The sequence below is a fragment of the Rhizobium sp. BK098 genome (genome assembly GCF_014193155.1).
Taxonomy (GTDB): domain Bacteria; phylum Pseudomonadota; class Alphaproteobacteria; order Rhizobiales; family Rhizobiaceae; genus Rhizobium.
The window spans coordinates 1-26900 of sequence record NZ_JACHYY010000009.1; the positions used below are offsets into that span (position 1 = coordinate 1).

The following is a 26900-nucleotide window of genomic DNA, read 5'->3' on the forward strand; positions in this document are numbered from 1 at the left end:
CAGCATCGCAGCCAATCCAGGAAACACTAGAGCGAAGGTCTTCGTCGCCAGCAGCGCCGCCGCCCTCGTCAGTGATCGGGCTTATAGACCCTACCCATCGAAGTAGTCAACAGGCCTATTTTGAAAAAAATCAAAAAACACATAACTGTTTGATTCCTATGTAATTTTTATGAACGTCCCGATGGACGTCCCAAAAATCCCCCCAGAACACCTTTAGATATCCACCAGAGAGCATCCGACATGGCCGCAAAACGGTGGAACCGGCTCAAAAGCTTGCACCTCGGCACTAGAACCCAGTGCCACCGTTCTTGGCATTTATCAGAAACAGGGCACGGAATGGCTCAAAAAGCGGCTGGTTGATTTGACACTTCTGTCATAAATATGCACATCTTCGCCCCCAGCCTGCGGGCTCGCATGAAGGAAGCGGATCACGATCGGCATGATGACGGACAAGATGATGCTCCGATCCCTCGGCAACGAGCCGCCAATCCTGGCGGATGGCCGACGGGCACCGGATCGGCGCGAGGTCTCTCTCCGTTGGCTTTCCGGCACCTTTCTGACCGGTGTCACGTCAAGCATCCTTATGGGCGTAGCATTGTTTGCCGCACTCGACGGCCGGCAGCAGCTCGCAATCCCTGCGGAAGCCTATGCGACGGTCGATAATCACAATGCTGCCGATGATCAGGTCACGCGCGGCGGCCGACTGATTTCCACGGCGATCGCCTCGAAGCCTTCCGACCGCAATGTTCTTGAAGTGTCGACCGTTGTACGCGATGGCGACAAGGAAGTGGTGCGCCGCCAACCCTTCGCCCATGTGAAGATCGCCCTCGCCACCAACCGGATCGCCAGCGAGAGCTACCCGCCCTTCGATCCTTTGGCGATCTTTTCGACGGACGACAACATACCGCAGCCGGCCAACAAGACCGGTGCCATTTATGGATCAGACGTCGAATCCGAAGTCAGCCTGAAGACGATCGCCTTTCCTGCCAAGGACATTCCATTCCAGCTTGCCGGCTCCATGTCGCTTGATGAGGTCGAGGAGAATGTCCGTTCCAATGGCTCGGTGCTGGCCGACGGCAATGCCCAGCTTTCGGCGCTCTACTATGTCGACCCGCGCCGCTTCGCCAATGACGATTCCGACGTAGACCTGACAGCGGGCCTTGCAGCTCGCATCGTCGAAGAGAACATGTCCGTCTCGGCTCCGGAAGCGGTGACTGCGCAGACGGAAGAATTTGCCGACGATATTATTCCCGTCCGCGAGAACATGCCGATTGCCGCGGCACTAATAGGCGCCGGCTACCTCAAAGCCGACGCGAATGATGTCGCAACCAAGATCCAGCCGCTCTTCGGTTCGTCCGATGTCTCCGCCGGCGACGTGCTGCGCATCGGCATCCTGCAGAAAGGCGAGCAGGCAAAAATCATCCGCGCCAGCATCTATCGCGGCACGAAACATCTGCTGACCGTCGCGCAGAACGATCATGGCGACTTCGTTGCCGGCAGCGCCCCGCCAATGCTCGATGCCATCTCGACGGCTTTCGACAATGACGCACCCGCCCTGGCGGCCGGCCGTGACCTGCCGAGCGTCTATGACGGCATCTATCGCGCCGCCCTTTCCTACGGCATGACCAAGGAAATGGTGGCGCAGATCGTCAAGCTGCTCGCGAGCAATGTCGACTTTCAGGCACAGCTAAAGCCGACGGATTCGCTCGAAGCATTCTTCTCCGTCACTGACGACAAGGGGCAGGCGACGGCCGATTCCGAACTGCTCTACGTCAACGCCCGTTTCGGCGATAACGTCACCCGTTTCTACCGCTTCGAGGACCCGACCGATCACTCGATCGACTACTTCGACGAGGCCGGCAAGAGCATCCGGCAATTCCTGCTGCGCAACCCTGTTCCCACCGGCGTCTTCAAATCCGGCTTCGGCATGCGCCGCCATCCGATCCTAGGCTTTGCCCGCATGCATACCGGCGTCGACTGGTCAGCGCCGCGCGGCACGCCGATCATCGCTGCCGGCAACGGCATCGTCGAAAAGGCCAGCTGGGATTCCGGCGGTTTCGGCAATCAGACCTTGATCCGGCATGCCAACGGCTACGTCTCCTCCTACAATCACCAGAGCGCCATCGCCAAGGGCGTCGTCCCCGGCGCGAAAGTGGTGCAGGGACAGGTGATCGGTTTCATCGGCTCGACAGGTCTCGCGACCGGTCCTCACCTGCACTATGAGCTGATCGTCAACGGTACAAAAGTCGACCCGTTGCGCATCCGCCTTCCCGGCGGCAAATCGCTTGAAGGCGATGCGCTCGCCAAATTTCAGGAAGAACGCAAGCGCATCGATACACTGCTGACCGACGAGAAGACGAAGCAGATCGCCAGCAAATAGCCCCAGCCGCTCGGCCATTTCAAATTGGGGCTGCGCTGCGGCCGATGGCAAAATGGCGGCCCGAAGACCGCCATCCGCATTTATTCACATGCTATAGCTTAGGCCGCTTCGTTTACCGCCTGGCGCGGACGAAACAACAGCCGGTCAGAACCGCTGGTGACCTTGACGAGCGAACCATCCGGAATTTGACCCGAAAGGATCTGTTCGGCGAGCGGATCCTGCACGTATTTCTGGATCACCCGCTTCAGCGGCCTTGCACCATAGACCGGATCGTAACCCTTGTTGGCGAGCCAGTTGCGGGCATCATCATCGAGTTCGAGCGTGATCTTGCGTTCCGACAGCAGCTTCAGCAGCCGCTCGAGCTGAATGTCGACGATCGCGCCCATCTCATCGCGCTTCAGGCGATGGAACAGGATGATTTCGTCGATACGGTTCAGGAATTCCGGCCGGAAATGCGACCGGACGACTTCCATGACCTGCTCGCGCACCAGATCGCTGTCATCCCCATCCTTCAGCTGGGTCAGATATTCGGCGCCCAGATTGGAAGTCATGATGATCATCGTGTTACGGAAATCGACCGTGCGGCCCTGTCCGTCGGTCAACCGTCCGTCATCCAGAACCTGAAGCAGGATGTTGAAGACATCGGGATGCGCCTTTTCAATCTCGTCGAACAGCACGACCTGATAAGGCCGACGGCGGACGGCTTCGGTCAGCGCGCCGCCTTCCTCATAGCCGACATAGCCGGGAGGAGCGCCGATCAGCCGGGCCACGGAGTGCTTCTCCATGTACTCGGACATGTCGATGCGCACCATCGCGGTGTCGTCGTCGAAGAGGAAGCGGGCAAGCGCCTTGGTCAGCTCCGTCTTGCCGACACCGGTCGGGCCGAGGAAGATGAACGAGCCGATCGGCCGGTTCGGATCCTGCAGGCCGGCGCGAGAGCGGCGAACGGCGCGAGAGACGGCCTGAACAGCATCGCCCTGGCCGACGACCCATTTTGCCAGCTCGTCTTCCATCCTGAGCAGCTTGTCGCGCTCGCCTTCCAGCATCTTGTCCACGGGGATCCCGGTCCAGCGGGAAACCACCTGAGCGATGTTGTCGGCGGTGACGACCTCCTGCACCATGGAATCACGGGCACTATCCTGCTCTTCCGCGGCGTGCAGTTCCTTCTCAAGATTGGGGATCACGCCATAGGCAAGCTCGCCGGCACGCTGGAATTCACCCTTGCGCTGGGCAATGGCAAGTTCGTTGCGGGCATCGTCGAGCTGCTTCTTCAGGTCGGCGGCAAGACCAAGCTTCTGCTTTTCGGCCTGCCAGCGCGCGGTCAGCGCATCCGCTTCCTCTTCCAGAGACGTAAGATCCGTTTCCAGCCGCTTCAGCCGGTCAGCCGAGGCCTGGTCGGTTTCCTTCTTCAACGCCTCGCGCTCGATCTTCAGCTGAATGATGCGGCGATCGAGTTCGTCGAGCTCTTCCGGCTTGGAATCCACCTGCATGCGCAGACGCGCTGCGGCTTCGTCCATCAGGTCGATGGCCTTATCCGGCAGGAAGCGGTCGGTGATGTAGCGGTTCGACAGAGTTGCGGCAGCCACCAGCGCGGCATCGGCGATGCGCACTTTGTGATGCTGTTCGTATTTTTCCTTCAAGCCGCGCAGGATCGAGATCGTGTCCTCGACCGTCGGCTCTTCGACCATGACGGGCTGGAAACGGCGGGCGAGCGCCGGATCCTTCTCGACATGCTTGCGGTATTCATCGAGCGTGGTCGCGCCGACGCAATGCAGCTCGCCGCGCGCAAGCGCGGGCTTCAGCAGGTTGGACGCATCCATGGCGCCATCAGCCTTGCCGGCACCGACGAGGGTGTGCATCTCATCGATGAACAGGATGATCTCGCCGTTTTCGGACTGCACCTCGTTGAGCACGGCCTTCAGCCGCTCTTCGAATTCGCCGCGGAATTTCGCGCCGGCAATCAAGGCACCCATGTCGAGCGCCATCAGCTTCTTGTCCTTCAGCGATTCCGGCACGTCGCCATTGACGATGCGCAACGCCAGGCCTTCGACGATGGCCGTCTTACCGACGCCAGGCTCGCCGATCAGCACAGGATTGTTCTTCGTGCGGCGCGACAGGACCTGGATCGTGCGACGGATTTCGTCGTCACGACCGATCACAGGGTCGAGCTTGCCTTCGCGAGCCTCGGCGGTGAGGTCGCGGGCATATTTCTTCAAAGAATCGAAGCCCTGCTCCGCATTGGAAGAGTCGGCCGTGCGACCCTTGCGGATATCGTTGATGACCTGATTGAGGGCGACAGGTGTAACGCCGGCCTTCTTCAGGCTCGCCGAAGTGGAAGCCGAGGGTTCGATGGCCAAAGCCTGCAAGAGACGCTCGACGGTGACGAAACTGTCGCCAGCCTTCTTCGCGGCATCTTCAGCAGTGGCAAAGACCTTGGCAAGCGGCTGTGAGAGATAGACCTGACCGTCGCCGCCGGAAACCTTCGGCAGCTTGGCAAGCGCGGCATCATTGGCAAGACGCGCAGCCTTGGCGTCACCGCCGGCGCGTTCGATCAACGACGCGGCCATGCCCTGGTCGTCGTCCAGAAGCACCTTGAGAACATGCTCGGGGGTGAACTGCTGATTTCCTTGCGCAAGCGCATTGGTTTGGGCGGATTGCAGGAAACCGCGAACCCGTTCGGAGTATTTTTCGATATTCATATGAGACCTCCATGAATCGCTCTGCCCGGACCGGCACAGACCGATGATTGAGATTGAGCCCCCCCTAGAGGCAGGCCCCGCCTTTCCGCCGTTGAGATTTGCGACAAGACAACTGAGGAGAATATGGGAGGATATTCGAAGAGTTTAAAGGGTCGCGGAATGGAAAAACCGGACGGAGTGGCTCCATTTGCTTCGGCAATCGAAGAAGCGCCGGTTGGTCCAGTAAGGGACTACCCGCCATATAAAAAGGAATGGCGGCTTTCGCCGCCATTCCTGCATTCTCGCTTTATTAACTCGTTCACTCCAGCGGAGCGACTTATTCCGAGGTAGCGTCCGCCAAAGCCGGAGCTTCGCTCGACCCGGCTTCACCCTGGTCATCGCCCTCGGCTGCAGCACTGCGGCGCGGCTGGCGGCGCGGACGATTGCCGCCTGCACTGCGACGGCGCGGCTGGCGCTCGGTGGCAGCGACTGCCGGAGTTTCCTCTTCGATCGCCACTTCGGCCGGAATGCCTTCGATCACCGGCTGCGGGCCGGTACCGTTGATGGCTTCGGGCTCACTGGCCGGAGCAGCAGCAACGGCTGGAGCAGCCTGCTGCTGGCGAACGTGAGGTTGAGCCATCTGCGGCTGATCGTCCATTTCCTGCGCATCCATATCATCGATGTCACGCTCGGCATTATCGCGGTCATTGTAGTTGTGATGATCGTCGCGCTGGTAGCGCTCCTGCATCTGCGCCTGCGCGCTGGCAATGATCCGATTGTAATGTTCGGCATGCTGCAGGTAATTTTCCGCCATGACGCGGTCGCCGGAGCTTTGAGCATCGCGAGCCAAGGCCGCGTACTTCTCGGCGATATGCTGTGCGGTTCCGCGGATTTTCACATCGGGACCAGAGCTGTCGTAAGTCCTGGTCAGCGGGTTCGAGCCCTTGCGGTTGAAATTGTTGTTGTTATTTCCGCCGCCGCCGTTGTTGTTGTTACCACGCCCCCGACCGCGCTTGTTCTGCTGTCCTGGCCTCATAGATCCTTCACCTGAATTCTCTTCGTTGGGATAAAATTATACACGACACCTGCCGCCGCGGTTCGGACACTGCCAAACCAGGGCTTTCGTGCCGCAAGCAAACTGCGCTTTAGCGCCGGTCTGCCGCTCGACTACGTCAGATTAAACTGATCACGCATTGGGTTATCTTCAACCTTTGACACTCTTACCAGAGAGCGGTTCCCCGAGGCTGTCCAAGATAAGCGAATCGTCTCGCTCATTCCCAGCCGCCCAACGCGTGAGCGCAACCTATATTGCTTCCTCAGGAAATCCAAGCTTTTTCTTTGCGATAGCAACGGGTCTCACAAATCCGCTGAAAACGTCGCATTAATGTTGAAATTCAAACACAAGAACCCGGTCATTCTGCCCGTAGTCACGGACCGCCTCGACGAGGGAAAATCCTGCTCCTTCAAAAATTGAAGTCACCGTTTCACGCTGATCGTAGCCGATCTCCACACCTATCATACCGTCCGGATGCAGGAACCGAGCCGCGTCCTTCGCGATCGCCCTGTAAGCATCCAGCCCATCAAGGCCCCCGTCAAGGGCCGCGGGAGGATCGAAATCCTTTACTTCTGGAGCGAGAGTGGAAATGACATTGGACGCAATATAGGGCGGATTTGAGACAATCAAATGAAAACATTCGTGGATTGCGTCAAACCAGCTTCCATGCGCGGTCATGAACCGCTCTGCCAGGCCATTTCGCTCAGCGTTCCCGCGAGCCGTTTCCAGCGCTTCGCTGGAAATATCGGAACCGACACCCGTCGCTTGCGGGCTTTCATGGAGCAGAGCCAAACAGATGGCCCCGGTACCCGTTCCAATGTCCAGTATATGGATATTGCCGATCTTGGATTCAAGACGCCTGATATGCGGCAGCATCGTATCGACGAGAATTTCCGTATCAGGCCGCGGCTCGAGCGTCGCTGGCGACAGCCGCAGGGAGAGACCATAAAACTCGCGTTCGCCGAGAATGCGATGGACCGGCTCATGATTGAGCCGCCGGACAATCGCCGCCCGTACCGTCGCGGCATCATCCTCGGACACACGCTCGGAACCGCGCGTCACCAGCCCGGTCGCGGAAAGGCGAAGAAGGCCGCCGACAAGAATGCGGGCTTCCGTGGCGGGATCGTCGAGATCGGCCTCGGCAAAACGCGAGCGCACCTCCTGCAGGAGCCCGGATATGGTTGGCCCCTGCCCGCCGCTCATGCCTGTTCGCCGAGCTGGGCGAGCTGGCTCGCCTGATAATCCGCCAAAAGCGCATCGACCACCTCGTCGATCTCGCCTTCCATCATCCGGTCGAGCTTGTAGAGCGTCAGGTTGATGCGGTGATCGGTAACGCGCCCTTGCGGGAAATTATAAGTGCGGATGCGCTCGGAGCGATCGCCGGAGCCAACCTGGCTTTTGCGGTCGGCCGAACGCTCACTGTCGGCGCGCTGGCGCTCCATATCAAAGAGGCGCGACCGCAGGACCTGCATGGCCTTGGCGCGGTTCTGGTGCTGCGACTTTTCCGAGCTCGTAACGACGATGCCGGAGGGAAGATGCGTGATGCGCACGGCCGAGTCCGTCGTGTTGACGTGCTGGCCGCCGGCGCCGGATGACCGCATGGTGTCGATGCGGATATCCTCGGGCCGGATTTCGATATCGATCTCCTCGGCTTCCGGCAGCACTGCAACGGTCGCCGCCGAGGTGTGGATGCGCCCGCCCGCCTCGGTCTCCGGCACGCGCTGCACGCGATGGACGCCGGATTCGAACTTCAGCCGGGAAAACACGCCCTTGCCGCTGATGGTGGCGATGATTTCCTTGAAACCACCGGCTTCGCCGTCACTCGCCGAAAGCACCTCCACCTTCCAGCCGTTGCTGGCGGCGAAACGCTCATACATCCGGAAAAGATCGCCGGCAAAAAGCGCCGCCTCGGAGCCGCCGGTGCCAGCACGGATTTCCAGGATCGCGCTTTTCTCGTCGGCCGCGTCCTTCGGCAGAAGCTCGACCTGGATATCCCTTTCCAGCGCCTCGATGCGCTCCTTGACCTCGGGCAGCTCCATCTCGGCAAGATCGCGCATCTCGCGATCGACCGATTTGTCGGAGAGCATGGCCTCAAGATCAGCAGCCTCGGCTAGAGCGCGCTCATAATGGCGGATCTTGGTCACGACCGGCTGCAGCTCGGAATATTCGGAAGCAAGCTTCACATAGACATCCGCGGCCGGACCGGCGGACATGCGCGCCTCGATCTCGCCGAAACGACGTTCCAACTCGCGCATTTTTTCAACGGGGAGCTTCGCCACCCTCTACTCCAATTCTTCTTATTATCTCTGCTTTGATGTTGTGATGCGCATGATCCTGCCTGCAAACCGCTTCGTGCTTTTCAGGATCGGACGCTAAAGCGGAATATTGTGGCTCTCGGCAAAGCGCACAAGGATATCCCGCATGGAACTCGTCGGCTGCCTGTCATCGAGTGCGGCCTCCATGACCTCGGACAAGGCCTTGAGGTCGAGCCCGAGCAGCATTGCCTTGACCGGGCCGATCGAGGCCGGCGACATCGAAACCGAGCGGAAACCGATTCCGAGCAGGGCCATAGCGGAAATCGTCTTCCCCGCCAGTTCGCCGCAAAGCGTCACCGGCGTCTTGTTGCGTTCGCCAGCGCGCACAATATCGCGCAGGATACGCAGGAACGGCCGCTCGAGCGGATCGAAGCGATCCGAAACGCGAGCATTGCCGCGATCGACCGCCATCGAGAACTGGAACAGGTCGTTGGAGCCGACCGAGACGAAATCGACCTCCGCCATCAGCTCGTCCAGCTGCCACAGGAGCGCGGGCACCTCGAGCATTGCGCCGAACTGCAGCTTGCGCGGTAGGCTGTGCCCGAAGCGCGAGAGGTGCTGCACTTCCTTCTGCAGAAGTTCGCGCACGGCCCTGATCTCGGAGACTTCCGTGACCATCGGTACCATCATCTTCAATTCGTTGTCGGCCGCCGCCTTGAGCATGGCCCTGAGCTGCGTGCGCAATAGGCCGGGACGATCGAGCGAGAGGCGGATGGCACGCCAGCCGAGCGCCGGGTTCTCTTCCTCATGCGCGCGGAAATAGGGAACGACCTTATCGCCGCCGATGTCGAGCGTGCGGAACGTGACGACACGGCCGCCCGCCTGCTTCAGGACATTGCGATAGAAGGCTTCCTGCTCATCCGCCTTCGGCATGGTCGAGGCGATCATGAACTGCAGCTCGGTACGGAACAGGCCGATACCCTCGGCCCCTGATTCCGCAAGCTGCGGCAGATCGACCAGCAGGCCGGCATTCATCAGCAGCGAAATGCGTTGTCCGTCCTTGGTGACCGGCTCGACGGAGCGCAGAGCCCGGAACTGCTCCTGCCTGCGGGCACGAAACCGGACCTTCTCCTCATAGGAACGCTGATGATCGGCCATAGGCCGAAGGTGAACATGGCCGCCATCACCATCGATGATGACCGAATCGCCATTTTCCGCCAGCGCGACGATACCTACCGCCTGTCCGACGACCGGAATGCCCATGGCGCGCGCCACGATGACGACATGGCTCGTGACCGCGCCCTCTTCCAGCACCAGGCCGCGAATATTGGCGCGCGGATAATCGAGCAGTTCCGCCGCACCCATCGCACGCGCAAAGATGACCGCGTCGTTCGGAAAGCCTTCAGCGCTGGTACGCCCGGAATGTCCGATGAGCTGCCGCAAAAGCCGGTTTGCCAGATCCTCGAAATCATGCATGCGTTCGCGCAGATAGGGATCGGTCAGGCGCATCATGCGCGCTTTGGTGTCGCTCTGCACCTTTTCGACGGCGGCTTCAGCGGTCAAGCCATTGCGGACCGCTTCCTCGAGCTTGCGCACCCAGCCCTGGTCGTGCGCGAACATGCGGTAGGTTTCAAGAACCTCGCGATGTTCGCCTTCCATGGAAACGTCGCGGCGCGAGAGCATGTCGTCGATCGAAATGCGCAGCGATCCCAGCGCTTCGGCGAGACGGCCGATTTCCTTGTCGGTATCCTCGTTCAGCAGGTTGGTGACGACGATACGCGGCTCGTGCAGCACGACATAGCCGAGGCCGATCCCTTCATTGTAGCTGTCGCCATCAATCGTGACGGAGCGTGTGAGGTCAAGCTCCAGACCCGGCTTGGTGATCTTCTTCAGCTCGCCGGTCGCGATCATCTCGGCCAGCACCATGGCCGTCGTTTCGAGCGCCTCCAGCTCTTCCTCGCGGTAGGTGCGGCTCGCCTTGTTCTGGACGACGAGAACACCGAGCGACCGGCCGGTGCGCAGGATCGGCACGCCGAGGAAGGAGTGATAAATCTCTTCGCCGGTTTCCGGCAGGTAGCGGTAAGCCGGATGCGATTGCGCGTCCGAAAGATTGAGCGGCTGGGCGGAAGCCGCAATCGTGCCGACGAGGCCCTGCCCCATCTTCAATTGCGAAAGGTGTACGGCCTCTTTATTCAGACCCTCGGTGGCATAAAGCTCGAGGACTCCGTCGGCACGCAGCACGTACACCGAGCATACCTCGGCGACCATGTTGCTGGCAATCTGGCGGACGATCCGGTCAAGGCGCTCCTGCGGCTCCAGCGGCTCCGCCATCAATTCGCGTAGCCGCTTGAGCAGAACGCGTGGACCGCCGGATAGGTCTCTCATTGCGCCACTAGCTCCCGAATCAAGATGTCATGCTCGTCTTGCCCACGTCAGGGCCGGCCGAAACTCGCCTCCGTCACGGTCCGTCGTCAGCAGTCGTGATTCAACTCTTATCCAGACCGTAGCAGGAATGCAAAGTCCTGACTGCGAGTTCTGCATAAGGACCGTCGATCAGGATGGAAATCTTGATTTCTGACGTCGTAATAGCCTTGATGTTGATGCCTTTTTCGGCAAGTGCCCTGAAAGCGGTCGCGGCCACGCCTGCATGCGAGCGCATACCGATACCGATCACAGAAACCTTGACCAGACCTGATTCGTTCTGAATCACGTCATAGCCGATCTTTTCCTTGTTCTCGCCAAGGACGCGCAGCGCCTTCTCGACATCGCCGGACGGAACCGTGAAGGTCATGTCGGTTTTCGAACCGTCCTCGGAAATGTTCTGGACGATCATGTCGACATTGATGTGGTTTTCGGCCAGCGGCCCGAAGATCGCGGCGGAAACACCCGGCCGGTCGGCAAGACGGCGCAGCGAGATCTGGGCCTCATCCTTGGCATAGGCAATGCCGGTGACTACTTCCTGTTCCACGATTTCTTCCTCGTCACAAATCAGCGTTCCGGGCGGGTTAAGCAGATCGCCCATGCCCGGAGCATCGGGATCCTCGAAAGAAGAGCGCACGAAGGTGCGAACCTTGAACACCATGGCGAGCTCGACCGAGCGCACCTGCAGCACCTTCGCGCCGAGAGAGGCCATTTCGAGCATTTCCTCGAAGGCGATCTTTTTCAGGCGACGTGCCTTGGGCTCGATGCGCGGATCGGTCGTATAGACGCCATCGACATCGGTATAGATGTCGCAGCGGTCGGCCTTGACCGCGGCGGCGATCGCAACGGCCGAGGTGTCGGAACCGCCACGGCCAAGCGTCGAGAGGCGGTTGTCGGGGCCGAGCCCCTGAAAGCCGGCGATGACGGCGACCTGGCCCTCACCCATGCGGCGGATGATGTCCTCGCCCTCGATCTCGAGAATGCGGGCGGCGCCATGGGCGTTGTCGGTGCGGATCGGGATCTGCCAGCCCTGCCACGAGCGGGCGTTGATGCCCATGGCCTGCAGCGCAATCGCCAGAAGGCCTGATGTGACCTGCTCGCCCGAAGCCACGACGGCATCATATTCGCGCGCATCGTAGATCGAGTGGTTGGCGCCGGAGACTTTCGGCATGTTCTGGACCCAGCCGACCAGTTCGTTGGTCTTGCCGGACATGGCGGAAACGACGACTGCCACTTCGTGTCCGGCATCGACCTCGCGTTTCACATGGCGTGCGACATTCTTGATACGGTCCAGATCCGCGACGGAGGTCCCGCCGAATTTCATCACGATGCGTGCCATGTGCCTCTACCAGTACCCTGCGCCGGGCGGCTGAACGCGATAAGCCCGACATGCAAAATCGCCCTCCCGGTTCGGTAGCCGGAAAAGCGTGATCTCAATGGGGCCGTCTCTTAGCGAGTTTGTCGGGCAGGTGCAATAGCGCTGGATACCTCAGCAGCTAAAAGCTTACTCTAAAAATCAACTTTTAAGGTCGACCAGAGCTTGTCGAGAATGCCCTCTTCCCTGGGCAGGTTTTCCCTGTTGAGGAAGGTGGCGACAAGCACCCCGCCTTCCGGCCGGCCGGTCGCGACGATCTCATACTCCATGACGTCGTCGTCCGTGGTCGTCTCCGCCTTGATACCCTTCAATACGGTACCGCTCGGCAATGTGCGCTGGGTTGGCCGCTTGCTGATCTTCGCGCCGCCATTGAGGCTCTCCTGCACCATCTGCTGCAGGACGACATCGGTATAACTCGAAGGATTGAGACCCTTATAGACCTGCACGACGATGCCGGTGCCGATCGGCGTCATCAGCGCATATTGCTGCACGCCGTCTCCGAGATCCGTCTTTGCGACCGTGAATTTGCCATCATGATCGAAGGAGAATTTGCCGCCCGTAAACGTCACCGTTTCGCTGCGCTGCAGCTCTACAGGCACCTTGCTGCCGTCCTTCATGGTAACTTCGAGCGTATCGCCGGGATTGATGCCGACGCTAATGCCGTCGATCGTCAGGCGAAACCCCTTGCCGTCCCCGGCATTTGCATGGCTGGCCGCGAGCCAAGCCATGGCGATGGCCGTCGCGAGACGGAGTGGTCTCATGAGGAACTCCTCTACAAGCCGGTCGATCGCAATCGATCCCGGTCCCGAAAGTCCATTTCACAGCCCCGGGGATTGATCGGCCATAAGATACCTCCATGTCAACCTTCGCATCGCAATTCGCGCCTCCCGATCGGGATAGCCCACAGCTGATCGAAGGTGGCAGGCCCTTGACATCGCGCATCGATCGTCCGACTTCACCCTACGGGATAGAATTATTGCGTGCGGTCGCCCGAACCTTCGAACGACGCAAATCACGGAGCAAGCCATGAACGAAACGGCAAAGAGCACGATCGACCAGAGCGAAGTGGACCGTTTCTCCGCCATGGCGGCCGAGTGGTGGAGCCCCACCGGCAAGTTCAAGCCGCTGCACAAGTTCAATCCTGTGCGCCTTGCCTATATCCGCGACCGCGCCTGCGAGAATTTCGACCGCGACCCGAAGAGCAGCAGGCCGCTTGAGGGTCTGCGCGTGCTTGACATTGGCTGTGGCGGTGGCCTGCTGTCGGAGCCGGTAGCGCGCATGGGCGCCACCGTCATCGGCGCCGACCCTTCCGAAAAGAACATCGGCATCGCCTCGACGCACGCGAAAGCCTCCGGCGTTCCCGTCGACTACCGCGCCGTCACGGCCGAGCAGCTGGCTGAAGCCGGCGAAACCTTCGATATCGTGCTGAACATGGAAGTGGTGGAGCATGTCGCCGACGTCGAATTCTTCCTGTCGACCTGCGCGAAAATGGTGCGCCCCGGCGGCCTAATGTTCGTCGCGACCATCAATCGCACCATGAAGGCGGCGGCACTTGCCATCTTTGCGGCGGAAAACGTGCTGAGATGGCTGCCGCGCGGCACCCATCAATACGAAAAGCTCGTGCGTCCGGAGGAGATCGAAAAGCCGCTTGCCGCAAGCGGCCTCGAGATCACCGCTCGCACGGGCGTCTTCTATTCGCCGCTGCAGGACCGCTGGAACCTATCGAAAGATATGGACGTCAACTATATGCTGTTGGCGAAGCGGGCGAACCTGAGCTGATCACGCATCTGCCTCAGATCTTCAGTGTCAGCACATGCGCCAGTAACTCGCCCTGCGTGGCAGCGTTGAGCGCAACGATTTCCTTGATACGAGAACGGTCGATCTCAAGTGGCTGACCATCGGATCCATAGGGCTGTTTGAATGAGAACGCCCTTGGGCCTGCGCCATAATCGTGAAGGTGTTCTAGGCGCTCTACCCCATCCTGCCACCGCGGTACGGTTCCAGCTTCCACCCACCAAAGGACAAGCGGCGGCCAGCTCTGCCTGACATTCCAGTGCCGCCCATGTTTCAGGGCGTCGGCATGCACGCCACTATAGGTGAATGCCATAAGCGATTCGATATCGGCCCAAAGCGATAGGGATGATGGTGCGGTCTGAAAGCCACTGCCCTCGATGAAACGCGGAAAGACCTGTTGCCCCCAACACGGAACGCCCGGCTCGCCGGCATAGCCAGAGCGGCCAATAAAACCGTGAGCACGGGCCGCCGCCTCGAAATTCGCCGCCTCGCGCAGGCGAAACCCCTCGACGGCAGGGCTTTCATAGGCCTCGACATGCAGCCCGAAATTATACATGGCGAGATGTTGGCTGCCGGCTACCGGCATCAGTTGATATCGTCGGGCAGCACAGGAATGGCTGCGATCTCGATGCCTTCCTCGACGAGTGCCTGTGCCTCGTCCGGCGTCGCCTTGCCGATGATCCCGCGCGCATCTGCTTCGCCGTAATGGATCTTACGGGCCTCTTCCGGGAATTTCGTGCCGACATCCTCGGCATTGGCCTTGATGGCGTCGACCGCTTCCTTGAGTTTCACCAAGGCCTGCTTGCGCGCTGCGTCCATCGCGAGCGTCTGCAACTCATCCTTCTTGCGCGCCGTCGAAACCGAAGGCGCCATCAGGAGCTTGGAGATCGCACCCGAATTGCAGACAGGACAGGTGAGGAAACCGCTTGCGACCTGGCGATCGAAATCGGCGCTTTCGGAAAACCAGCCCTCGAACTCATGGGCATTGTCACAGGTAAGCGAATAACGGATCAAGCAGCGACGCCTCCAGCCGCCGGCGTCGCGATCTTTTCCAGCGAAAACTCGCGCGCATTCTTCAGGTTCGGTATCTTGTCATGAGCTGATTTGACGGCAGCAGTGTCAATCTCGGCGATGACGACGGCTTCGCCCGTACCGCCGGCGGATGCCAGCACCTTGCCCCAGGGATCGATAATCATCGAATGGCCGAAGGTCTCGCGGCCGTCCTCATGCTTGCCGGCCTGCGCGGCGGCGATGACGAACATGCCGTTTTCGATGGCGCGGGCGCGCAGCAGGATTTCCCAATGCGCTTCGCCGGTCTGCTTCGTGAAGGCGGCAGGCACCGTCATCACCTCGGCGCCGGCAACAGCCTGGGCGCGGAAGAGCTGCGGAAAGCGTACGTCGTAGCAGATGGAAAAGCCGAGTTGAGCAAACGGCAGCGACGCGATGCGCGCCTCCGATCCCGGCCGGTAGACAGCACTTTCGCGCCAGCTCTCGCCATTGTCGAGATCGACATCGAACATATGGATCTTGTCGTAGCGATTGATGAGCTTGCCGTCGGGACCGAAGAGGAAACCGCGATTGGCGATCTTGCCGTCATCGAGCGCAATGGCCGTCGAGCCGATGTGAAGATGGATGCCGAGTTCCTTCGCCAGTTCGGAGGCCGTCTTGACGATGATATCGTTCGGCTCGTCCCGCAGCACGGCGCGCAGCCCCGGGCGATCCTTCTGCACCGCGCCGGTCATCTCCGGCGTCTGCACGTAGATCGCCCCCTGCGAAGCGGCATCCCGCACCAAACGGGCCATATCAGCCGCGTTCTTCACCGGATCGACGCCGGAACACATCTGGATGGCAGCAGCCTTGAAGCTCATCGGTCTCTCCCTCGTCAATATGGATCAGGCAGCCAGCATCGGATCGAGCTTGCCGGCCCGGTCGAGTGCGTGGATATCGTCACAGCCGCCGACATGCTGACCATTGATGAAGATCTGCGGGAAGGTCGAGGCGCCATTCGCCTTGGCGATCATCTCCTGCCGCAGTTCGGGCGAATAGGTGGCGTTATGTTCGACATAATCGACGCCTTTGGATTCGAGCAGGGATTTCGCGCGGGCGCAATAGCCGCAGAATTCACGCGTATAGATAACGACGGATGCCATGATCCACTCCGGAAAAGCCTAGATTTAGAGCATGATGCCGAAAAGTGTCTGCGGTTTTCGGACGACATCATGCTTTACTTATTTGATTCTAGAGCGGCTTCAGATTTTTGGTCGTTTCGACCTAAAATCATCCGCCTCTAGTGTCATATAAGATGGCCGACGACCCTTGCAAAGGTCAAAACAGTGACATCGGCAGCACCTGCTTTCTTCAGCGCGCGCGTGGCCGCGGCAACCGTGGCGCCGGTCGTATAAACGTCGTCGACGAGAACGATGCGCCGCCCGAATATATCGGCGGCCCGACGCTCGGAAACGGCGAAAGCGCCGCGCACATTGTCCTGTCGTGCCTTGGCCCCGAGACCGACCTGCTGGCTCGTGCGCTTGACGCGCAAGAGCGTTGCGGCAAACAACGGCTTGCCTGAAAGACAGGCGATATGGCGAGCGAGTTCGGCCGCCTGATTATATTTACGTGCAAACAGCCGCGCGCGGTGCAGAGGCACCGGAATGATCGCATCGCAATCCGCAATCGTGCCATCGCTGGCGCGCAGCATCCAGCCGGCCATCATCGGCGCGAGATCGGTGCGATCGCGATATTTCAGGCTGAGAACGAGATCCCGCACGATACCGTCATGGACGGCAGCGGAACGCAACCGGTCGAAGACGGGTGGATCGGCGATCGCCTCAGCGCTTAGAATGCCGGCACCGAGATCATGGGAAAACGGACTGCCGAGGACTTCACAATAAGGTCGCTCGATAAAGCGAATACCGGACCAGCATGCGGGGCAAAGACCACGATGCGCGCCGACCGAAACCCCACAGCCCGGACATGCGGGCGGATAGACCAGATCCGCAAGCGCCACGAAGGGCCTTTTCAGCCCGGCGCCCAGCATCGATAAGGTGATTTCGCGTCCCATCATCCCCATATGATTGAGACTAGCAATTCCAGGAAAAGTGTATAGCGGTTTTCCGTCCGGAATCGCGCAAGAGAAACGTGCGCGCCCGGCATGCCCAGCCGAATTGATGATAGTGCAGGAAACCACCATGGAAATCGTATTCGACCAATCGCTGCTTTCGGCCCGCAAACGCCGGGCGCTAAAACAAAGTGATACGAAAGCGGCTTTCCTGCTCGATATTGCCGCCAGCGAACTGGCGGAACGGCTTACCGTGACCGAACGCCATTTCGACGACGCGGTCGAGCTGCATGGCGCGACAGGCATTGCCGCGCGCCTCGCTCTGGCGACAGGCAAGATCGGCCGTTTGAAAAGGATCGAAAGCGAGAAGGATTTTGCCGCTCCTGGCGAGACCATCATCGAGGCGCCGCCGGAGGAGCTGCCGCTCGCGCCGGAATCGGTCAACCTCGTGCTTTCCCCACTCAGCCTGCATGTCACCAACGACACGCCCGGCGTCTTCATTCAAATCCGCCGGGCGCTGAAAGCCGACGGTCTTTTTCTGGCGGCGATCCCCGGCTCCGGAACCTTGCAGGAATTGCGCGACGTGCTGCTCGCAACCGAAATCGAGCTGACGGGCGGCGCAAGCCCGCGCGTCATCCCCTTTGCCGATGTCCGCGATGTCGGCGGTCTCCTTCAGCGTGCCGGCTTTACACTGCCCGTCATCGACGCCGAAAACTACACCGTGCGCTACGACAATCTGTTTGCCTTGATGCGCGATCTGCGCGCCATGGGCATGACCAATCCGCTGGTCGATCGCAGCCGCAAGCCGCTGACGCGTGCCTTCTTTCTGCGTGCGGCCGAGCTCTATGCCGAGCGCTATTCCGATCCGGACGGGCGGATCAGGGCGACATTCTCGATCATCTACGTCTCAGGATGGACGCCGCACGAAAGCCAGCAGAAGCCACTGCGACCGGGTTCCGCCAAGGCGCGCTTGGCGGATGCGCTCAAGGTTGAAGAGCACAAGCTCAAACAATAGCCAAAGATTTGCCGGCCGCGTCAGTTCTGGGACGCTGCCGAATTCTGTATCGTATCGGACAGAAGATTGAATGTGTTTGAAAGGCTGCCGCCGAAGGCGCCGACACCGCTGATGATTGCGGCCGACATCAAGGCAGCAATGAGACCGTATTCAATGACCGTGGCACCAGTCTTATCGGTGAAAATACGCCGAACGGAACGCATAAGCTCGAAGCTCCCAGCATTGGACAACTGAAGAATCCGATGCTCGTCATGGCATCCGGCAGGCTATGCTCATGCACTATAGCATTTCCGCTCTTCTTCGATGCGCGAAAACGCTCTATTTTTTCGCATTCCGGACTGAAAACCGCTGCGCACTTTTCCTGGAAATGCGCTATTGGCAGCCGGTATCGGCACCATAACCCTGGACGATGCAGACCGAACCCGGTTCCTGCTGCAAAACGCTGCGGCGGATCGTGTACCGCTTGCCATTTTCCGTCTGCGGGATCGAACCCGTAGCAATATTGTCGATATCCGGCGCGCTTGCAAGCACGCGCGACTTGGATTTGTCAGAGAGCATGGGGGTCAGAATAAGCGAAAGCGCGACCGCCGCCGTGCCGAACAGCAAAGCGATATTCAACGCGCCCGTCCTGCGCGACGTGGAATAGGACTGCTCTTTTTCCTGAACAGCTTTCCAGAAATCGTCGTCCATTATGTCAAGCCTTCTCTAACGCACCCAACAACCGCTTGATTGAGAGAATTGAATGCCAGAAGGTCATAAACGATCCCTTAATATCCACATGCAAATTAATGAGACGTAAAATTCCGGGACAATGGTCGAATCAGGCTATAGATCTGATTTTAAATGGCTAATTTTCGTTAACCATAAATTCGATGCACCGCCTTAACGCATTCCAAACCGTCTCTGCGTAAACGCGAAAGAGATCCGCCCCGCTACGGGACATCAAATTCGCCGCGCAGACGCACGTATTGCCAGAATGTTTCCTCTATACACCAAATAATAGAGATTGACACTTGCGCGCGATGATATATCGCCAAGCTATCTTTTATTATCTTGGGTTGCAGGAATTTACACATGGCAGGTTTGCTCAAGGCGGTTGGCGGTTTGGTGATTGGTATTGCGATCCTGCTCGGAATTGCGACGTTGTTTAGTGGAAGTGCAGCCGGCGTCGCGGCGGGCCTGATAGACGCCCTTTCCTACACTTTTAGCGGCGCCGTGATTTTTGCCCTTGGACTGATGCTCGAACATCTGGAAGCAATTCGCCGCGAATGCGACAGGCAATCTGACATGCTGACGGATTTGCTCCGCAAAATGCCGAAGACGGATGCGTCCCCTAGAGAGCCCGGCGCCTCCAATCTCGATCAGCTTGCAAAATCAACTTTCAAATTCAGAGATATCTAGACACCGTGCGAGACCGCCCCACGGCGGCGGCGCCTCAGCCCTTGCTACAAAAAGCTAAAGCAGATCCTGCAGGAATGGGATCAACGGCTCGTCGGCCGGCGGCATGGGATAATCACGCAGAGCTTGCGGCCGCACCCATTTGATCGCCTGCCCTTCCCGGCCATGCGGAATGCCCTCATAGCGCCGGCAGATGTAAAGCGGCATCAGCAGATGAAAGGTTTCATAGGTGTGGCTGGCAAAAGTCAGCGGCGCAAGGCAGGCAATCTTCGTCTGGATACCGAGCTCTTCCTGAAGCTCGCGCACTAAGGTTTCCTCTGGCGTCTCGCCGACTTCCACCTTGCCGCCGGGAAACTCCCAGAGGCCGGCGAGCGATTTTCCCTCGGGACGTTGCGCCAGCAGGATGCGGCCATCGGCATCGATGAGCGCACAGGCGGCGACGAGGACGATTTTGCGGCCAGCCTCGCTCATGCAGCCCCCGGCGATTGCCAGTAGCAGTAGCGATAGGCCTCGCGGAAGCCGAAACGGACATAGAGCGCCAGCGCCGGCGCATTGTCGGCGCCGACCTGAAGCCAGGCGGTCTTCGCGCTACGCATGCGTGCCCAGCGAAGTGCCGAAGTCAGGATCTCGGCTCCAAGGCCCTTGCGCCGATGCTGCGGCGAGACGGCAACCGACATGACGCCGGCAAGATCATTGTCCTGCACGCAGAGCGTTGTCGCTACCGGCCCGGCATCATCATTTTCGATGACAAAGAGGCCCGATGGCGGCTTGATGCCGCTCACCACCTCGGCCAATGCCGGCTTCAAAGCCGGATCAGCCTCATCGACGATGAGGCTCGCATCGACAAAGCGGCCGACATCGTGGCTCGGCAGATGATCCAGCATGTCAGGCAATTCAAGATCGACAAGATCGGCGATCATGACGATCGTCTCGTCGAAGCACGTCCAACCGCGCTCCCGCAGCAGATCGATGAGCTTCGGCGAGGCGAGCGGCGTCTCGCGCACGATCATTGGCCTGCCATAGGCCTCGAACTTGCGCTGCGCTTTTGCCAGCCGGATTTCGAGATCGCGATGATCGGAGGGATCGAGCGGCACGACAGAATTCAGCCGCTTTGACGGATGACCCGCCGTCAGCCGGATCTGCCAGCTGCCATCATATTGCACCGACGAGGCAGGCCAGGCCCGGAAGCCGACGGCTTCCAGCCTACGCACCAGGGGCAGCTTGTTTATCGTGGACTGCGCATGCATCAGCGAGGTATCAGCTCCGGTAGTCGCCATTGATGGCAACATATTCCTTGGTGAGGTCGCAGGTCCAGACCGTTGCGCGGCCATTGCCGAGGCCGAGATCGACCTTCACGGGAATATCCTGCTGCTTCATGACATTCGAGGCGGCTTCTTCCGAATAGGAAGCGTCACGCTCGCCGTTGACGGCGACGCGGACATCGCCGAACCAGATGGCGAGCTTGTCGCGGTCCGCCATCTCGCCGGCCTTGCCGACAGCCATGACGACACGACCCCAGTTGGCGTCTTCGCCGGCAGCAGCGGTCTTAACCAGCGGCGAATTGGCGATCGAAAGCGCGATGCGCTTAGCAGCCGCGTCATTTTCGGCGCCGGTCACGGTGATTTCGAGCATCTTGGTCGCACCTTCGCCGTCGCGAACGACCTGGATGGCTAGATCCTTCAGCAGCTCGTTAAGTGCCGCCTTGAAACCGGCAAGCTTCGGATCATCGGCGCGGTCGATATGCGCCTGACCGTCAGCCGCGGCAGCGCCGGTGGCAAACAGCATCAACGTATCCGAGGTCGACGTGTCGCTATCGACCGTCATCGAATTGAAGCTCGGGCCGACGCCATCGGACAGCAGCGTCTGCAATGCGGCAGAAGAAATATCGGCATCGGTGACCACGAAGGAGAGCATCGTCGCCATGTCGGGCGCAATCATGCCGGCGCCCTTGGCAATACCGTTGATGGTGACCTTGACGCCGCCGATCTCGGCGGTACGGGTCGCGACCTTGGGATAGGTGTCCGTGGTCATAATCGCCTTGGCGGCTTCAAACCAGAAATCGCTTGTTGCATCCTTCGCCATCGTGTCGAGCACGCCGGCAAACTTGGTGGCGTCAAGCGGCTCGCCGATGACGCCGGTGGAGGCGAGATAAACTTCGTTTTCCCCGCAGCCGACGGCGGCCGCCGCGGACTTGGCGGTCAGTTCCGTCGCCTGGCGTCCCTTCAGCCCGGTGAAGGCATTGGCATTGCCGGAATTAACGACGACGGCGCGGGCACTGCCGTGTGCCAGGTTCTTGCGGCAGAAATCGACCGGGGCCGAAGGGCACTTCGAACGCGTAAAGACACCGGCAACGGCGGCCGGCTTGTCGAAGACCATCAGCAGGACATCGGTCCGGTTCTTGTACTTGATGCCGGCGGACGCCGTGATCATGCGCACGCCGCGAAGGGCGGGCATGGCGGTGAAGGTTTTGGGAGCAAGCGGAGAGACGGAACCGGACATGAGAGCCACCTGGACGAGCATGATGCCGAAAAGTGTAGGCGGTTTTCGGATTACATCATGCTCTGCTTTTTAATTCTGGAGCGGATTCAGATTTTAGGTCGTATCGACCTAAAATCATCCGGCTCCCTTGAAAGGCCCGGAAAACCGGGCCCTGATGGTTTAACTGCTTTGACTTACTGCTGCGGCTGAGCGTCAGGCACTGCCGCACCATCGGCAGGCGCAACGGCGTCGTCGGCCGGTGCCGCGTCCTGCTGCTTCTGCGCATCGTCATAGGCCTTGCTGAGAGCCGGGTCGTTGATGACGACCTTGGTATCCTGCTTGGCCTGGTTCAGGAGTTCAAGATACTTGTCGCGCATGACGAGCTGACGAACCTGGTCCTTGACCTGATCGAACGGCGGAGGAGGAGCATTGCGCTTGTCCTCAACCTTGATGATGTGCCAGCCGAAATCGGTCTTGACCGGGGTCTTCGTATAGGTGCCGACCGGCAGCGCGAAAGCCGCGTCTTCGAATTCCTTGACCATACGGCCATGACCGAAATAACCGAGATCGCCGCCGTCAGCCTTGTTCGGGTCGGTCGACTTTTCCTTGGCAAGTGTGGCAAAATCCTTGCCGGCATCGAGCTCCTTGATGATCGCCTTGGCTTCATCCTCGGTCTTCACGAGAATGTGGCGGGCATGAACCTCTTCCTGCTTCGGCAGGGCTGCGACTTCCTTGTCGTAGCGGGCCTTGACTTCATCATCCTTGATGGCGTCGGCGACATGTGCCTTGAAGAAAGCATTGTGCAGCTCGCGGTCGCGCAGATAGGCCATATGAGCCTGGAAATCCGGCGTCTGGTCGAGCTTCTCGGCAGCGGCCTTCTGCGACAAGAGCTTCACATCGACCGAGGCCGAGAGTGCCGCGACCTTCTTCTGGTCATCCGGAAGCTGGCCGAGCTGCGGATCGAGATTGGCGATCGCGAGATTGAGTTCGGATTGATGGATTTCGACATCGCCGACCTTGGCGACAACGGGATCCTTAGCATCGGCCGCGAAGACCGGAGCCTGGAAGGTAACGATTGTCGCGAAAGCAACCGCAGCAAGCTTGTTATACTTCAACATAAAATAACCCTTCGGTGATCTCGACCGGCTCGACAGATGTGAATCCGGCGTGAAAAAGCCTTCAGCAGGAGAATGTGGCCTTTCTGTATCGGCCAAATCCCGTTGACATCAATCGACCCCCCTCTTATCTGTCACGCAACCTCGCGTCCAGAACAGTTTCCGGCCGTTTTGTGCTATACTCCCGTTTTTTTCGGGAAGGAATAAAGCAGGAAACGGCGGGATGAAATCTCAGAAAGGACCAGTCACATGGTCAGCCTAGGTGGAATTGCCCGCAAGTTGTTCGGCTCGTCCAACGACCGCCGGGTCAAATCGTTCCAGCCGCAAGTAGCCGCAATCAATGCGCTCGAACCGGAGATGCGCGCGCTGTCCGATGAAGCTCTGGCCGCCAAGACGGTTGAGTTCCGCCAGCAGCTCGCGGACGGCAAGACGCTGGATGATATCCTCGTGCCAGCCTTCGCTGTTGCCCGCGAAGCCTCGCGCCGCGTTCTCGGCATGCGACCTTTCGACGTGCAGCTCATCGGCGGCATGATCCTTCATTCCAATGCGATCGCCGAAATGAAGACCGGCGAAGGTAAAACCCTGGTCGCAACCCTGCCGGTCTATCTGAACGCGCTGGCCGGCAAAGGCGTGCATGTCGTTACCGTCAACGATTACCTGGCACAGCGCGACAGCGGCACCATGGGCCGCCTGTACAGCTTCCTCGGCCTGACGACCGGCGTCATCGTCCACGGCCTGTCCGATGAACAGCGCCATGACGCCTATGCCTGCGACATCACATACGCTACCAACAACGAGCTCGGTTTCGACTATCTGCGCGACAACATGAAGTATGAGCGCGCCCAGATGGTTCAGCGCGGCCATAGCTTCGCGATCGTCGACGAAGTGGACTCGATCCTCGTCGACGAAGCGCGCACGCCGCTGATCATCTCCGGTCCGCTCGACGACCGCTCTGATCTTTATGTCACCATCGACGCCTTCATTCCCCGCCTGGCGAAGGAAGACTACGAAATCGATGAAAAGCAGCGCTCGGCAAACTTCTCCGAAGAAGGCACCGAGAAGCTGGAAAACATGCTGCGCGAAGCCGGCTTGTTGAAGGGTGAATCGCTCTACGACGTCGAGAACGTCGCGATCGTCCACCACATCAACAATGCGCTCAAGGCGCACAAGCTGTTCCAGCGCGACAAGGACTATATCGTCCGCAACGGGGAAGTCGTCATCATCGACGAATTCACCGGCCGCATGATGCCGGGCCGCCGTTATTCGGACGGTCAGCACCAGGCACTGGAAGCCAAGGAACATGTGCAGATCCAGCCGGAAAACCAGACGCTGGCGCAGATCACCTTCCAGAACTATTTCCGCATGTATGACAAGCTCGCCGGCATGACCGGTACGGCTTCGACGGAAGCGGAGGAATTCGGCAACATCTACGGCCTCGACGTGATCGAGGTGCCGACCAATCTGCCGATCCAGCGTATCGATGAGGACGACGAGGTCTATCGTACGCATGCCGAGAAGTATAACGCCATCATCAACGAGATCCTCGATGCGCACAAGCGCGGCCAGCCCGTGCTGGTCGGCACGACGTCTATCGAGAAGTCCGAACTTCTCGCCGATCTCATGCGCAAGCGCGGCTTCAACAATTTCCAGGTTCTGAACGCCCGCTATCACGAGCAGGAAGCCTACATCGTCGCCCAGGCCGGCGTTCCCGGCGCGGTGACGATCGCCACCAACATGGCCGGCCGCGGCACCGACATCCAGCTCGGCGGCAATCTGGAAATGCGGGTCGAGCGCGACCTGCACGAGATGGAGCCAGGTCCGGAACGCGACGCGGCCATTGCCCGCATTGCCGAAGAGATCAAGGAGCTCAAGCAGAAATCGATCGCTGCCGGCGGCCTCTACGTCATCGCCTCGGAGCGCCATGAAAGCCGCCGTATCGACAACCAGCTGCGTGGCCGTTCCGGCCGCCAGGGCGACCCGGGCCGCTCGAAGTTCTACCTGTCGCTCCAGGACGACCTGATGCGCATCTTCGGCTCCGACCGCATGGATGGCATGCTGCAGAAGCTCGGTCTCAAGGAAGGCGAAGCGATCGTCCACCCCTGGATCAACAAGGCGGTTGAACGCGCTCAGAAGAAGGTCGAGGCCCGCAACTTCGACATCCGCAAGAACGTTCTGAAGTACGACGACGTGCTGAACGATCAGCGCAAGGTCATCTTTGACCAGCGCGTCGAACTGATGGAATCGAAGGACCTCTCCGAATTCGTCGGCGACATGCGTCACGACGTCATCGAGGATCTCGTCGCCAGACATATTCCGGAGCGCGCCTATGCCGAACAGTGGGATGCTGACGGCCTGAAGACGGCTGTTGCCAACTTCTTCGATCTCGATCTGCCCATTCATGACTGGGTCAAGGAAGAAGGCATCGCTGAAGACGATATCCGCGCCCGCCTGACGGAAGCCGCCGAAAGGGCTGCGGCCGAAAAGGCCGAACGCTTCGGCCCCGAGATCATGACCTATGTCGAGCGCTCCATCGTGCTGCAGACGCTGGACAATCTCTGGCGCGAGCACATCGTTAATCTCGATCATCTGCGATCGGTCATCGGCTTCCGCGGTTATGCTCAGCGCGATCCGCTGCAGGAATACAAGGCCGAGGCTTTCGAGCTGTTCCAGGCGCTGTTGAACAATCTGCGCCAGGCCGTGACCGCCCAGCTTTCGCGCGTCGAACTCGTGCAGCAGCCGGCCGAGCCGGAAACGCCGCCGATGCAGGCCCGTCATATCGACGCGACGACCGGCGAGGACGAATTCGCCCCGTTCGCGCTTGCAAGCGAAAGCTTCATATCTCCGGAAAATCGCGATCCACTCAACCCTGCAACGTGGGGCCGCGTCGGCCGTAACGAGGCCTGCCCCTGCGGCTCCGGCAAGAAGTACAAGCACTGCCACGGCGCCTTCGAAAGCAGCGAAGTGGTCTAAGCCTCGCAAACCGATAGCAACCAACAAAATGCCGCCTTTGGGGCGGCATTTTTGTTTGCAACCATCGGAGATCACAGCAATTGTCGTCGATACGCGCAGCCGGCAAGCGTCACCAGCACGTCTACCGTGCTCAAATAGCGGAATGCGGATCCTCACTGTAGAGATGAACCGGGTAGCCTGGCCCGATGACGTCAAGCACTCGATCGAACCAGGCCGTAAGCGCCGGGTAATCGGCGAGATCGAAGCCGCAATCCGCCGCTTTATGGGCATAGGCGTAAACGGCTATGTCCGCGATCGAAAACTCGCCACCGACGAGAAATGGCGTATTCTTCAGCCCGCGCTCAAGCGCTGCAAGGGCACGAAGGCCGACCAAGCGCTTGGCCTCTGCCATAACGGCATTGAGCTCGAGCCGTCCCGTCAGCGTCCAGAAGCGCAGCGTGCCGATGACCGGTTCGACATGATACTGCTCGAAGAACAGCCATTGCATGACCTTGGCGTGCAAATAGCGATCCGCCGGAAGAAACCGCGTGCCTTCGGCCACATAGGTGAGAATAGCGTTCGATTCCGCTATCGTTCGCCCATCCTCCAGTTCGAGAACGGGAATGCCGCCTGCCGGATTGAGATCGAGAAAGGCGTCCGTGCGCCCCTCACCCTCGAAGATGGACACCAGGCGAGTTTGGTAGGGAATATCGAGCAATCCGAACAGAACCCTGGCCTTCCAGCCATTCTGCGACGGCAAATAATCGTGAAGCGTGACCATGAAATCCTCCTCCGATAGACCTGGATTCTACATACCGACCGAACCGTCGCCACCCGTTTCCTGTGCAGCGGCATGGCGCAGCAGCCCAAGGGCAACTTGCGTCTCATGGTTGCTTTCCGGCGTGATTGATAGGCAACCCTCCACTTCGG

The 26900-nt window shown here is 59.7% G+C and carries 24 protein-coding genes; 5 read left to right on the forward strand and 19 right to left on the reverse strand.

Going from position 1 to position 26900, the window contains the following annotated elements; genetic code table 11:
* The first annotated feature begins 439 nt into the window (after positions 1–439).
* Complete coding sequence (locus tag FHT73_RS21650; RefSeq protein ID WP_112336482.1) at positions 440–2380, forward strand: M23 family metallopeptidase; 1941 nt, start codon at positions 440–442, stop codon at positions 2378–2380.
* 98 nt (positions 2381–2478) lie between these two features.
* Here FHT73_RS21650 and clpB read toward each other — a convergent pair whose 3' ends face one another.
* The 7 genes from clpB to FHT73_RS21685 all read right to left on the reverse strand — a co-directional run bounded on the left by clpB (position 2479) and on the right by FHT73_RS21685 (position 12924).
* Positions 2479–5079 carry an ATP-dependent chaperone ClpB gene (clpB, locus tag FHT73_RS21655; RefSeq protein ID WP_183714760.1) on the reverse strand — a complete coding sequence of 867 codons (2601 nt, stop codon included), beginning with the start codon at positions 5077–5079 and terminating at the stop codon, positions 2479–2481.
* A gap of 316 nt (positions 5080–5395) precedes the next feature.
* Positions 5396–6094 carry a DUF4167 domain-containing protein gene (locus FHT73_RS21660; protein ID WP_112400584.1) on the reverse strand — a complete coding sequence of 233 codons (699 nt, stop codon included), beginning with the start codon at positions 6092–6094 and terminating at the stop codon, positions 5396–5398.
* A gap of 345 nt (positions 6095–6439) precedes the next feature.
* The gene (gene prmC / locus FHT73_RS21665) at positions 6440–7315 is read right to left on the reverse strand and encodes a peptide chain release factor N(5)-glutamine methyltransferase (RefSeq protein WP_183714763.1); all 876 of its coding nucleotides are present in this window, start codon (positions 7313–7315) and stop codon (positions 6440–6442) included.
* Positions 7312–8391 (reverse strand): peptide chain release factor 1, encoded by a 1080-nt coding sequence (gene prfA / locus FHT73_RS21670; RefSeq protein ID WP_183714766.1) that lies wholly within the window; start codon positions 8389–8391, stop codon positions 7312–7314. Before prfA ends, prmC begins: the two co-directional genes overlap by 4 nt.
* A 93-nt stretch (positions 8392–8484) precedes the next feature.
* On the reverse strand, positions 8485–10752 hold the full coding sequence (gene ptsP, locus FHT73_RS21675; RefSeq protein WP_112336477.1) for a phosphoenolpyruvate--protein phosphotransferase: 2268 nt from the start codon (positions 10750–10752) through the stop codon (positions 8485–8487).
* Positions 10753–10852: 100 nt separating this feature from the next.
* Positions 10853–12127 carry an aspartate kinase gene (locus FHT73_RS21680; protein ID WP_112336476.1) on the reverse strand — a complete coding sequence of 425 codons (1275 nt, stop codon included), beginning with the start codon at positions 12125–12127 and terminating at the stop codon, positions 10853–10855.
* Positions 12128–12297: 170 nt separating this feature from the next.
* A complete protein-coding gene (locus FHT73_RS21685; RefSeq protein ID WP_183714769.1) occupies positions 12298–12924 on the reverse strand; it encodes a hypothetical protein in 627 nt (208 codons plus the stop codon).
* A gap of 265 nt (positions 12925–13189) precedes the next feature.
* Here FHT73_RS21685 and ubiG point away from each other — a divergent pair, with 265 nt between their 5' ends.
* On the forward strand, positions 13190–13942 hold the full coding sequence (gene ubiG / locus FHT73_RS21690; protein WP_112400581.1) for a bifunctional 2-polyprenyl-6-hydroxyphenol methylase/3-demethylubiquinol 3-O-methyltransferase UbiG: 753 nt from the start codon (positions 13190–13192) through the stop codon (positions 13940–13942).
* A 13-nt stretch (positions 13943–13955) separates the two neighbouring features.
* Here the strand turns inward: ubiG and FHT73_RS21695 are convergent, their stop codons facing one another.
* From FHT73_RS21695 to FHT73_RS21715, 5 genes are all read right to left on the reverse strand, one after another.
* Positions 13956–14543, reverse strand: coding sequence for a DUF3291 domain-containing protein (locus FHT73_RS21695; protein WP_183714771.1), 588 nt, complete (start codon positions 14541–14543; stop codon positions 13956–13958).
* Complete coding sequence (locus tag FHT73_RS21700) at positions 14543–14971, reverse strand: DUF1178 family protein (protein ID WP_112400579.1); 429 nt, start codon at positions 14969–14971, stop codon at positions 14543–14545. Before FHT73_RS21700 ends, FHT73_RS21695 begins: the two co-directional genes overlap by 1 nt.
* Positions 14968–15825, reverse strand: coding sequence for a carbon-nitrogen hydrolase family protein (locus FHT73_RS21705; protein WP_183714774.1), 858 nt, complete (start codon positions 15823–15825; stop codon positions 14968–14970). Before FHT73_RS21705 ends, FHT73_RS21700 begins: the two co-directional genes overlap by 4 nt.
* Before the next feature lie 24 nt (positions 15826–15849).
* Positions 15850–16107 carry a glutaredoxin 3 gene (gene grxC, locus FHT73_RS21710; RefSeq protein ID WP_183714777.1) on the reverse strand — a complete coding sequence of 86 codons (258 nt, stop codon included), beginning with the start codon at positions 16105–16107 and terminating at the stop codon, positions 15850–15852.
* 143 nt (positions 16108–16250) lie between these two features.
* The gene (locus FHT73_RS21715) at positions 16251–17027 is read right to left on the reverse strand and encodes a ComF family protein (protein ID WP_183714780.1); all 777 of its coding nucleotides are present in this window, start codon (positions 17025–17027) and stop codon (positions 16251–16253) included.
* 118 nt (positions 17028–17145) lie between these two features.
* Between FHT73_RS21715 and FHT73_RS21720 the strand changes: the two genes are divergently transcribed.
* Entirely contained in the window at positions 17146–18030 is an 885-nt protein-coding gene (locus FHT73_RS21720) for a methyltransferase domain-containing protein (protein ID WP_183714783.1), read from the forward strand.
* A gap of 20 nt (positions 18031–18050) precedes the next feature.
* On the opposite strand, the gene FHT73_RS21725 is transcribed toward FHT73_RS21720, so the two are convergent.
* The gene (locus FHT73_RS21725) at positions 18051–18233 is read right to left on the reverse strand and encodes a Flp family type IVb pilin (RefSeq protein WP_015341284.1); all 183 of its coding nucleotides are present in this window, start codon (positions 18231–18233) and stop codon (positions 18051–18053) included.
* Between the two features lie 169 nt (positions 18234–18402).
* Positions 18403–18720, reverse strand: a complete 318-nt coding sequence (locus FHT73_RS21730) for a hypothetical protein (protein WP_015341285.1) — start codon at positions 18718–18720, stop codon at positions 18403–18405.
* Between the two features lie 384 nt (positions 18721–19104).
* Here FHT73_RS21730 and FHT73_RS21735 point away from each other — a divergent pair, with 384 nt between their 5' ends.
* Positions 19105–19431: a hypothetical protein gene (locus tag FHT73_RS21735; RefSeq protein WP_183714786.1), complete on the forward strand. Its 327-nt coding sequence runs from the start codon at positions 19105–19107 to the stop codon at positions 19429–19431.
* A gap of 54 nt (positions 19432–19485) precedes the next feature.
* Here FHT73_RS21735 and mutT read toward each other — a convergent pair whose 3' ends face one another.
* The 4 genes from mutT to FHT73_RS21755 all read right to left on the reverse strand — a co-directional run bounded on the left by mutT (position 19486) and on the right by FHT73_RS21755 (position 23024).
* Positions 19486–19899, reverse strand: coding sequence for an 8-oxo-dGTP diphosphatase MutT (mutT, locus tag FHT73_RS21740; RefSeq protein WP_112607661.1), 414 nt, complete (start codon positions 19897–19899; stop codon positions 19486–19488).
* On the reverse strand, positions 19896–20705 hold the full coding sequence (locus FHT73_RS21745; protein WP_112607663.1) for a GNAT family N-acetyltransferase: 810 nt from the start codon (positions 20703–20705) through the stop codon (positions 19896–19898). The genes mutT and FHT73_RS21745 overlap by 4 nt, the downstream gene beginning before the upstream one ends.
* Positions 20686–21927, reverse strand: a complete 1242-nt coding sequence (gene argJ, locus FHT73_RS21750) for a bifunctional glutamate N-acetyltransferase/amino-acid acetyltransferase ArgJ (protein WP_112607949.1) — start codon at positions 21925–21927, stop codon at positions 20686–20688. The genes FHT73_RS21745 and argJ overlap by 20 nt, the downstream gene beginning before the upstream one ends.
* 173 nt (positions 21928–22100) lie before the next feature.
* Complete coding sequence (locus FHT73_RS21755; protein WP_112607665.1) at positions 22101–23024, reverse strand: peptidylprolyl isomerase; 924 nt, start codon at positions 23022–23024, stop codon at positions 22101–22103.
* Between the two features lie 246 nt (positions 23025–23270).
* Between FHT73_RS21755 and secA the strand changes: the two genes are divergently transcribed.
* Positions 23271–25991 carry a preprotein translocase subunit SecA gene (secA, locus tag FHT73_RS21760; RefSeq protein ID WP_183714789.1) on the forward strand — a complete coding sequence of 907 codons (2721 nt, stop codon included), beginning with the start codon at positions 23271–23273 and terminating at the stop codon, positions 25989–25991.
* A gap of 130 nt (positions 25992–26121) precedes the next feature.
* On the opposite strand, the gene FHT73_RS21765 is transcribed toward secA, so the two are convergent.
* Complete coding sequence (locus FHT73_RS21765; protein ID WP_112400571.1) at positions 26122–26751, reverse strand: glutathione S-transferase family protein; 630 nt, start codon at positions 26749–26751, stop codon at positions 26122–26124.
* Positions 26752–26900 lie beyond the last annotated feature (149 nt).

Excerpts from the sequence above, each read along its gene's own strand:
- FHT73_RS21650 (WP_112336482.1), top strand. The coding sequence starts at position 440 with ATGATGACGGACAAGATGATGCTCCGATCCCTCGGCAACGAGCCGCCA.
- clpB (WP_183714760.1), bottom strand. The coding sequence starts at position 5,079 with ATGAATATCGAAAAATACTCCGAACGGGTTCGCGGTTTCCTGCAATCC.
- FHT73_RS21660 (WP_112400584.1), bottom strand. The coding sequence starts at position 6,094 with ATGAGGCCAGGACAGCAGAACAAGCGCGGTCGGGGGCGTGGTAACAAC.
- prmC (WP_183714763.1), bottom strand. The coding sequence starts at position 7,315 with ATGAGCGGCGGGCAGGGGCCAACCATATCCGGGCTCCTGCAGGAGGTG.
- ptsP (WP_112336477.1), bottom strand. The coding sequence starts at position 10,752 with ATGAGAGACCTATCCGGCGGTCCACGCGTTCTGCTCAAGCGGCTACGC.
- FHT73_RS21680 (WP_112336476.1), bottom strand. The coding sequence starts at position 12,127 with ATGGCACGCATCGTGATGAAATTCGGCGGGACCTCCGTCGCGGATCTG.
- FHT73_RS21685 (WP_183714769.1), bottom strand. The coding sequence starts at position 12,924 with ATGAGACCACTCCGTCTCGCGACGGCCATCGCCATGGCTTGGCTCGCG.
- ubiG (WP_112400581.1), top strand. The coding sequence starts at position 13,190 with ATGAACGAAACGGCAAAGAGCACGATCGACCAGAGCGAAGTGGACCGT.
- FHT73_RS21695 (WP_183714771.1), bottom strand. The coding sequence starts at position 14,543 with ATGCCGGTAGCCGGCAGCCAACATCTCGCCATGTATAATTTCGGGCTG.
- FHT73_RS21705 (WP_183714774.1), bottom strand. The coding sequence starts at position 15,825 with ATGAGCTTCAAGGCTGCTGCCATCCAGATGTGTTCCGGCGTCGATCCG.
- grxC (WP_183714777.1), bottom strand. The coding sequence starts at position 16,107 with ATGGCATCCGTCGTTATCTATACGCGTGAATTCTGCGGCTATTGCGCC.
- FHT73_RS21715 (WP_183714780.1), bottom strand. The coding sequence starts at position 17,027 with ATGGGGATGATGGGACGCGAAATCACCTTATCGATGCTGGGCGCCGGG.
- FHT73_RS21720 (WP_183714783.1), top strand. The coding sequence starts at position 17,146 with ATGGAAATCGTATTCGACCAATCGCTGCTTTCGGCCCGCAAACGCCGG.
- FHT73_RS21725 (WP_015341284.1), bottom strand. The coding sequence starts at position 18,233 with ATGCGTTCCGTTCGGCGTATTTTCACCGATAAGACTGGTGCCACGGTC.
- FHT73_RS21730 (WP_015341285.1), bottom strand. The coding sequence starts at position 18,720 with ATGGACGACGATTTCTGGAAAGCTGTTCAGGAAAAAGAGCAGTCCTAT.
- FHT73_RS21735 (WP_183714786.1), top strand. The coding sequence starts at position 19,105 with ATGGCAGGTTTGCTCAAGGCGGTTGGCGGTTTGGTGATTGGTATTGCG.
- mutT (WP_112607661.1), bottom strand. The coding sequence starts at position 19,899 with ATGAGCGAGGCTGGCCGCAAAATCGTCCTCGTCGCCGCCTGTGCGCTC.
- FHT73_RS21745 (WP_112607663.1), bottom strand. The coding sequence starts at position 20,705 with ATGGCGACTACCGGAGCTGATACCTCGCTGATGCATGCGCAGTCCACG.
- argJ (WP_112607949.1), bottom strand. The coding sequence starts at position 21,927 with ATGTCCGGTTCCGTCTCTCCGCTTGCTCCCAAAACCTTCACCGCCATG.
- FHT73_RS21755 (WP_112607665.1), bottom strand. The coding sequence starts at position 23,024 with ATGTTGAAGTATAACAAGCTTGCTGCGGTTGCTTTCGCGACAATCGTT.
- secA (WP_183714789.1), top strand. The coding sequence starts at position 23,271 with ATGGTCAGCCTAGGTGGAATTGCCCGCAAGTTGTTCGGCTCGTCCAAC.
- FHT73_RS21765 (WP_112400571.1), bottom strand. The coding sequence starts at position 26,751 with ATGGTCACGCTTCACGATTATTTGCCGTCGCAGAATGGCTGGAAGGCC.